Source organism: Bradyrhizobium sp. UFLA05-153 (assembly GCF_054185185.1).
Genome location: NZ_JBBIAM010000045.1, coordinates 60,055 through 66,451 on the forward strand (window position 1 = coordinate 60,055; position 6,397 = coordinate 66,451).

The window sequence follows — 6,397 nt, forward strand, 5'->3', positions numbered from 1 at the left end:
GATCACCAGTTCACATTGTTGACGACCTGGGCTCCGCCCGGAGCCACGGCCCACGCGCATCTCGCCCTGACCCTGATGGCGATCTTCTCGCCCTGGAAGATGCTCTCCGTGGGCGCGGCCACGACCCCAGCGGAGTTGACGATCTCCTTGGGCACGCTGTCATCGAAGTGAAGCGTGGCGTCCTTCGCGGTCTCGATCGTCGGCTGGTCTTGATAGCCCGAGTAGATCGCGGATGGCGCGAAGCACGCGACGCTCCGGGCGGGCAGGCCCAGCGTTGGAAATACCTCGTAGTCGAATTTTGGACCGGCCTTGAGCTTGATGATTGTGCTCTCTCGCGGGGGCGCGACGAACACGACGGTCGTCGGGTCAACGCCAGCCGCCCCAATCGCCGCAACGAGCGCCGCGAGGTCATCGATCATCGCGTCCGTGCCCACGGCGGCAGCGCCGATGGGGTTCACGCCGAAGAGCAGTCCGGGAGGTCTGACGGCGTCGCCAGCGGTGGCATCGAATGCTACGAAGTCGATCGATGCGTTGGCGCTGTCCGCCAGCACTCTTCCGATGACGGTGGATGCGCTGTCCGGCGTGGCGTTCTCGATCTCCGCAGTGACCGCCGAGATGATCAAGACTTTCCGAGTGGGCCCGAGCGTGGTCTGGCCGAAGTTGAGCCTGACCACCGGACTGGGCGCACCCTCCGCGACGAACGGGAAGCGCGGTGGCTGCGAGGCCAGATTGGGGACCTTGATGGTGTTGACGCCGGTCAGCTCCAGCTTCATGCCGGCGTCAAGGAGCGCGAGCGCTGCGCTCCCGGGCGCGAGCGAGCGGAAGGCCCCGATCACGTCGGTCGCCGGGTATCCCCCAGTAGTAGCACTGGGGGAGACCGCACCGCGAAGGATCAGTTGCGCGCCCTCGTCCCGTGACCAATTCGCCTTGAGCACCCGCTCCGGGGTGGTGTTCTGGATCTTGGCCAGCACGCTGGCGGTGAACGCCCGCTGCAGGCTGCGACCAGCGCCGATCCTGGATACGGCGAGGACTTCGTTCATGGTGGCTGCTCCTCTCTTCAACCAGAGATTGTGGCAGCCAATATAGACCCTCGCGGCCCGGGTCAGAGGCTACGCGTGCTCGTACTCCTCGATGAAGTCGCGGAGGAAGTCCAGGCAGATACGCAATCGCTCGGAGTGGTGGTACTTCATGAGCTGATGCCAGTACCGGATCTCATTGCTGGCTTTGGCGACGGCGTGGTCGAGCTCTTCATATCCGCATTCGTATCGCTCCATCCTGCTTCTCCCTTCAGAGTTATCCCCAGCGAGCGCTGGAAGTGGTGGTCATCTGAATGCCCTCCGGGCTGCCCTCTTTCCCTGCTCGGTGAGGCAGTCCAACACTATTGAATGTCCGCGTCCGTCCATGATCATGTAGTTGCCCTGGTGAGACCTGCCTTCGATCGCGGCCCTGAGGTCTTCAAGCTTGGCTGGCGGCATGCTGCCCTGCGCCTCATCGATGGCGGCGGCCTCCGCAATCATCTCGGTAGTGACCTCCGCGAGCATCTCGGGAAGGAAGATGCGTTTGCTGGTGGTCAGTACGCGGTGGCGCTGGATGACGGTCGTCAGCGCCTCGAGGGTCACGACCGTTGCGCACGCATCGCTCACGAAGAATGCGTCCCTGCTCCTCACCCTCAACTCAGGTTCGGTCATCGGATCACCTCGCTCGCTTGAGTGAGTTCATCCCACGTTTACGCGGTCGAAGGAGAGGGAGTCGATCAACCCAAGATTGGGACCCCCTGCGGGACCCCCCGGCCAGATCCAGTCGCGGCGGACAGAGGCTAAGTGGTTGATGTCATTGGTGCCGGCTGAGGGGATCGAACCCCCGACCTTCGGTTTACAAAACCGCTGCTCTACCGCTGAGCTAAGCCGGCGACTTGACCACGAAAAGCCGCCGGTTTGGTGCCGGCGGATCCGCTGGTGTGCGGTCGCCTTACCAGACTTGTCCGAAAAGTGCCAGAACCCGCCGGCGCTGTTTCAGGGGAGTCGCGCAAGCATTGAAAAACAGGCGGCCCGAGGGCCGCCTGAACCATTCAGCTGAAAGCGAACCTCCTACTGGCAGAGGTGCCGTCGGCCGTCGTCACCTTTGATCCAGGTGCCGGGCCTGCAAACGATGCCGTTGCGGGCGGCGTAGCTGTTCCAGTCGCCGTGCCAGGCGGGGCCGCCCTGGTCATAATAGGCGTAGGAGTTGTTCCAGCCTCCGAACGGCGCTGTTGCGATAGCGCCCGCAGTGCCAACGGCAGCACCCGTCACGGCGGCCGCGGTGCCGACGGCGGCGCCGGCGACAGCGCCAGCCGCATCGGCCGGCCAGAAGCCGGTCTGATCATTCGGATTCGCCTGCCGATAGGCGGCGTGGCGGTGACGATAGCGCCGATCGGCGGCCGTGCCGGGAGTCATGTACTGGCAGCCGGGGTCCTGGAAGAGACCCGTGCAGCGGGGGTTGTCGGTCATGGTTTGCGCGAAGGCAGGTGTCGCCAGCGCGGACGCGAAAAGGGCCGCCGCGCCAAGAAGTTTGGGGCTCGTCATGGCATTTGCTCCATGTGGTTGAGACCTTGGGTAAGTACGACGTGGAGCAGTGGTTCCGCGGTTTGTCGCCCGCAGGGTCACATCGACGTGAACCCGTGCAGGATGTTTGTTTGCTGCCACGCAACCGCGCAGCAAGGCGTCATGCGATGGGCGCCGCCCGGTTGCCGTTAACGCTTCGATAGCGCCGCCGAGCGCATTTGAGCGCCCGCCGATCCTTACGCGTTAGGCTTACCGGAATTTCAGCGGCCTGCCTTAACACTCTGACTGTGGTGATCGGATAGGTTCTCGGCCGATCAACCCGGGACCCTCTTATGCGCGCTGTCGCGCTGCTTGCGCTTTTGGTCGGACTGCCCGCGACGGCGCTTGCCAGCGAGGGCTTCGACATCGTGATTCCAGGCCGTCCCGGCGTGCCCGTCATCATCAACGGCATCGATGCCTCCTACACCGTCGTCGTAGGCGAATGGGGGTTGGCGAAGAACGTGCAGGTGCAGCCCACGATCTATGGTGGGCGCTACATCGGCGAACGGCAGCCGAGCGATGTCGGCCATTACTATCCGAGCATGGGCTTGCGGCCCGGCTACGGCCGCCTCGAGGTCGAGCCGCCGGCGAACCGCAAGGTGCCGCAGCCGGCCGAGAGCTACTACCGGAGCTGGGGCGTGCAATCGGCGCCGCTGCCGCCGCAGGTGGATGTGCCGGCCGATCCGCCGCCGGTGATCCTTGCACCGCAGATCGACGTCGATCCGCATCGTCGTGTCCACCCGTCGCCTCACGCGGGGGCGCCCGGCAATCATGAGCTGCACAGGTAAGTCCAGGCAGATCATACCCAAGCAAAATCCAACAAACGGAAATCTACAGGAGAGAGTAATGCGTCAGATGATTTCAGGATTGGTCGCGGCGGCAGCCGTGATGGTGGTGGGGGCAGCGCCTGCCATGGCTTGCGGCTGGAGCCCCTGTGTGGCGCCGGTTGCACCGGTCTATTCGGGCTGCAACACCGGCTGCGGCGGCTGGGGCTTTGACCGCCTCGCCGAGCCGAGCACTCAGTATTACTACGTCAACCAGGGGCCGACCTACACCGGCCCCGGCGCGTTTGCCCCGTATCCGACCTACCAGGAAGACGCTGTCGTGAACTATGCCCCGCGGCCCTACAGCTATGGCGCGGCCGTCGCAGCGCCCGCCTATCCCTACTACCGTCCGTATCGCTACGGCTACGGCCCGCGCTACGGCTATCTGCCGCGCGTGCACTATGGCTACGGCCCGCGCTATGGCTATCGTTACGCGCCGTACCGTTACCACGGCCATCGCGTGCTGCGCCGCTATTACTGATTGCCTGATCGGTTGAGTTGAATCACGAAACGCCCGTTCGCATCACGCGGACGGGCGTTTTGCTTGTCTCGAATTCAGCGCTTCATCAGCCCGAGCCGGCTCGCGCCGACGTACAACGACAGCACGGCGGCGTTGGAGACGTTGAGGCTCTTGATCTCGCCGGGCATGTCGAGCCTCGCCACCACGCTGCATGTCTCGCGCGTCAATTGCCTGAGGCCCTTGCCTTCGGCGCCGAGCACCAGCGCGAGCGGCTCGCGCAAAGCGACCTCGGAGAGATCCTCGCTGCCTTGGCTGTCGAGCCCGACGGTCTGGAAGCCGCGCTCGTTGAGCGCGGTCAGCGCGCGGGCGAGATTTTGCACGGTCACGATCGGCACGAGCTCGAGCGCGCCGGAAGCGGCTTTCGCCAGCACGCCAGTCGCCTCGGGGCTGTGGCGCGCGGTGGTGACGATCGCCTTCACGGCGAAGGCCGCGGCGGAGCGCAGGATCGCGCCGACATTGTGCGGGTCAGTGATCTGGTCGAGCACCAGCACCATGCCTTCCTGCTCCAGGGTCTCGATGTCAGGCGAGGGCAGGGGATCGGCCTCCGCCAGCAGGCCCTGGTGCACGGCATCGGGCGACAGCAGCCGGTCGATCTCCTGGGGGCGGACGATCTCGGGGGCGATGCGGGTCTCGATGTTCTCCTCGGCGAGGCGGCGGGCCGCATTCTCGGTCAGCGTCAGCTTTCGGATCCGCCGTTCGGGGTTTTGCAGCGCCATCGTGACGGTGTGCCAGCCATAGAGGATGACCGGCCCGTCAGAGTGCGAATCACGGTCGCGCCAGGCCGGCCGGGACGCGGATTTTGCGCCTTTGTTGAAGGGCTTAGCCCCGCCGCGCCGGGTTTTCTGGGCAAATTTGCGATCGTTCATGGGCTCGCTTGTCTCACGGGTTCCGAAAGTTGGCAATTTGGGTGTCCAAAGAGGTGATTTTAGCTGCTTAGCTCGGTTGACTTTGCCCCGCCGCTTCGCCCATAAACGCGCCCGGCCGCGCCCCGTGTCCCTTCGGGCAGTCGCGGTCTTCACGTCTCCATGGCCGTTTCGGTCCGCCGGCAAGGTCCGGTCCGATTGTGCTGCCGTCGAGCGGGGGAGTGTCCCGAGTGGCAAAGGGAGCTGACTGTAAATCAGCCGCCTCATGGCTTCGCAGGTTCGAGTCCTGCCTCCCCCACCAGCTTGATCTTGCTAGTAAATTTGCGAATCAAACGAGCTTCGGCGAGCGACCACCCTCCGATCAGGTGTAACGCTGGTGGTAACAGTCCCCGTTCGTACGGTTGAAACCATCGCCGTGGTCCGCGAGGTATCGTGGCGTCATGCCGCCTCCAAACGCTGCAATGGACGCTATTTCATCGTCGCGTGCACAGTGATTACCGACGTGCCAGAAGCCGTCGGCCCCTGACCCGTTGCTTTGATGGCAAAAGTATCGCTCCCCTTATATTTGGCCTTCGCCTTGTATTCGAACGTAGACGGGTTGAGCCTTTTCAGCTTGCCGTGTGACGGCTTTTGAGAGATGTCCGAGCCACTTACCGTGCCGCGCATTCTGATTGGAAATTGGCAACTTCCCCCGGACGTGAGGTCAATGTCGGCGGTCGAATTCTCGCCCCAATCCGTCAGTGTCCCGGAAACTGAACATTCAGGAGCGGCCTGCGCCGAAGACACGGACAGTATGCTTAGACAGTCAACGATAAGCGCTAAAACGGCGACCTTGGACAACTGCATGGTAGGCTTCTCCGCAGCGTTGTCAGGTTACGGACATCACTCCTCCGGTATCCCGGCTAGGCGCATACCCTCACAGATGCGCTCCCGCCCAGTAAGGTAAGTTGGATTGTCGCTTAGCCGAGTTGCAGTGATGCGCCGGATGGTAAAGTCTGGGTCGAGCGCAAGTCCTGCTCTCACGGCGGCTCGCGCTTCATCGAGGGCACCAAGCAAGCTTAGCGTAGCAGCGAGCAAAAAATGCCCGAAAGCAAAATTGCGATTGGCTTCAACGGTTCGTCGTAGCCAGACTGCGGCTTCGGCGTCTAGACCGAGTTGTAACTTGGCTATCGCCACAGAACTCGTCCACAAGTAGACAGTTTTGTCGCGGGGAGATAGGCGGAGGGCTTCAAGCACGTGGCCTTCTGTCTCGGCGGCCCGACCCATATAGTATTTGGCCAAACCAATAAAACCATGAGCACAGGCGACGTTGTGATCGAGCCGCAACGCCTCTTCGCATTCGGAAACCCCTTGCGTAACACGGCCCGTATAGATGTAAACGCCACCCAGCACCCAATGAGCCGTTGCATGGTTAGGATAAATCGACAAGGCGTCGTTCGCCATTTCTTCGGCGGCTAAAAACCGTGCGATCCGGTCTTCGCTCAGCAAGCCAGCCGCCGTTAGAAGATCGACCATTGCCATTCCGACCAGCGCCGAGACACTTCGGGTATCGACTGCCAAAGCACGTTTGAAAAAATGGCGCGCTGTGCTCATGCTGTCTCTTATACACAT

General features: G+C 62.9%; 9 protein-coding genes and 2 tRNA genes. 3 read left to right on the forward strand and 8 right to left on the reverse strand.

What is annotated here, in order from left to right; genetic code table 11:
- Positions 1-2: 2 nt before the first annotated feature.
- The 5 genes from Q2941_RS25395 to Q2941_RS25415 form a co-directional block, all read right to left on the reverse strand.
- Entirely contained in the window at positions 3-1,040 is a 1,038-nt protein-coding gene (locus Q2941_RS25395) for a hypothetical protein (RefSeq protein WP_458194053.1), read from the reverse strand.
- Between the two features lie 69 nt (positions 1,041-1,109).
- Positions 1,110-1,274: a hypothetical protein gene (locus Q2941_RS25400; protein WP_458194054.1), complete on the reverse strand. Its 165-nt coding sequence runs from the start codon at positions 1,272-1,274 to the stop codon at positions 1,110-1,112.
- Between the two features lie 48 nt (positions 1,275-1,322).
- Positions 1,323-1,688, reverse strand: a complete 366-nt coding sequence (locus tag Q2941_RS25405; RefSeq protein ID WP_458194055.1) for a hypothetical protein — start codon at positions 1,686-1,688, stop codon at positions 1,323-1,325.
- Between the two features lie 146 nt (positions 1,689-1,834).
- Positions 1,835-1,909 (reverse strand) — tRNA-Thr (locus Q2941_RS25410).
- 178 nt (positions 1,910-2,087) lie between these two features.
- Positions 2,088-2,561: a hypothetical protein gene (locus Q2941_RS25415; RefSeq protein WP_254111820.1), complete on the reverse strand. Its 474-nt coding sequence runs from the start codon at positions 2,559-2,561 to the stop codon at positions 2,088-2,090.
- A gap of 311 nt (positions 2,562-2,872) precedes the next feature.
- On the opposite strand from Q2941_RS25415, the gene Q2941_RS25420 reads away from it, so the two are divergent.
- Complete coding sequence (locus Q2941_RS25420; protein ID WP_254111821.1) at positions 2,873-3,367, forward strand: hypothetical protein; 495 nt, start codon at positions 2,873-2,875, stop codon at positions 3,365-3,367.
- Between the two features lie 58 nt (positions 3,368-3,425).
- Positions 3,426-3,884: a hypothetical protein gene (locus Q2941_RS25425; RefSeq protein ID WP_254111822.1), complete on the forward strand. Its 459-nt coding sequence runs from the start codon at positions 3,426-3,428 to the stop codon at positions 3,882-3,884.
- 74 nt (positions 3,885-3,958) lie between these two features.
- On the opposite strand, the gene rlmB is transcribed toward Q2941_RS25425, so the two are convergent.
- Complete coding sequence (rlmB, locus tag Q2941_RS25430) at positions 3,959-4,789, reverse strand: 23S rRNA (guanosine(2251)-2'-O)-methyltransferase RlmB (protein WP_027525610.1); 831 nt, start codon at positions 4,787-4,789, stop codon at positions 3,959-3,961.
- A 212-nt stretch (positions 4,790-5,001) separates the two neighbouring features.
- Between rlmB and Q2941_RS25435 the strand changes: the two genes are divergently transcribed.
- Positions 5,002-5,087 (forward strand) — tRNA-Tyr (locus Q2941_RS25435).
- 167 nt (positions 5,088-5,254) lie between these two features.
- Here the strand turns inward: Q2941_RS25435 and Q2941_RS25440 are convergent.
- Positions 5,255-5,632: a hypothetical protein gene (locus tag Q2941_RS25440; RefSeq protein WP_458194056.1), complete on the reverse strand. Its 378-nt coding sequence runs from the start codon at positions 5,630-5,632 to the stop codon at positions 5,255-5,257.
- A gap of 36 nt (positions 5,633-5,668) precedes the next feature.
- Positions 5,669-6,397: tetratricopeptide repeat protein (locus tag Q2941_RS25445; protein ID WP_458194057.1), on the reverse strand; the 729-nt coding region annotated here is incomplete at its 5' end.

Coding starts and splice junctions, on each gene's coding strand:
- Q2941_RS25420 (WP_254111821.1), top strand. CDS start 2,873: ATGCGCGCTGTCGCGCTGCTTGCGCTTTTGGTCGGACTGCCCGCGACG.
- rlmB (WP_027525610.1), bottom strand. CDS start 4,789: ATGAACGATCGCAAATTTGCCCAGAAAACCCGGCGCGGCGGGGCTAAG.
- Q2941_RS25425 (WP_254111822.1), top strand. CDS start 3,426: ATGCGTCAGATGATTTCAGGATTGGTCGCGGCGGCAGCCGTGATGGTG.
- Q2941_RS25415 (WP_254111820.1), bottom strand. CDS start 2,561: ATGACGAGCCCCAAACTTCTTGGCGCGGCGGCCCTTTTCGCGTCCGCG.
- Q2941_RS25440 (WP_458194056.1), bottom strand. CDS start 5,632: ATGCAGTTGTCCAAGGTCGCCGTTTTAGCGCTTATCGTTGACTGTCTA.
- Q2941_RS25405 (WP_458194055.1), bottom strand. CDS start 1,688: ATGACCGAACCTGAGTTGAGGGTGAGGAGCAGGGACGCATTCTTCGTG.
- Q2941_RS25400 (WP_458194054.1), bottom strand. CDS start 1,274: ATGGAGCGATACGAATGCGGATATGAAGAGCTCGACCACGCCGTCGCC.
- Q2941_RS25395 (WP_458194053.1), bottom strand. CDS start 1,040: ATGAACGAAGTCCTCGCCGTATCCAGGATCGGCGCTGGTCGCAGCCTG.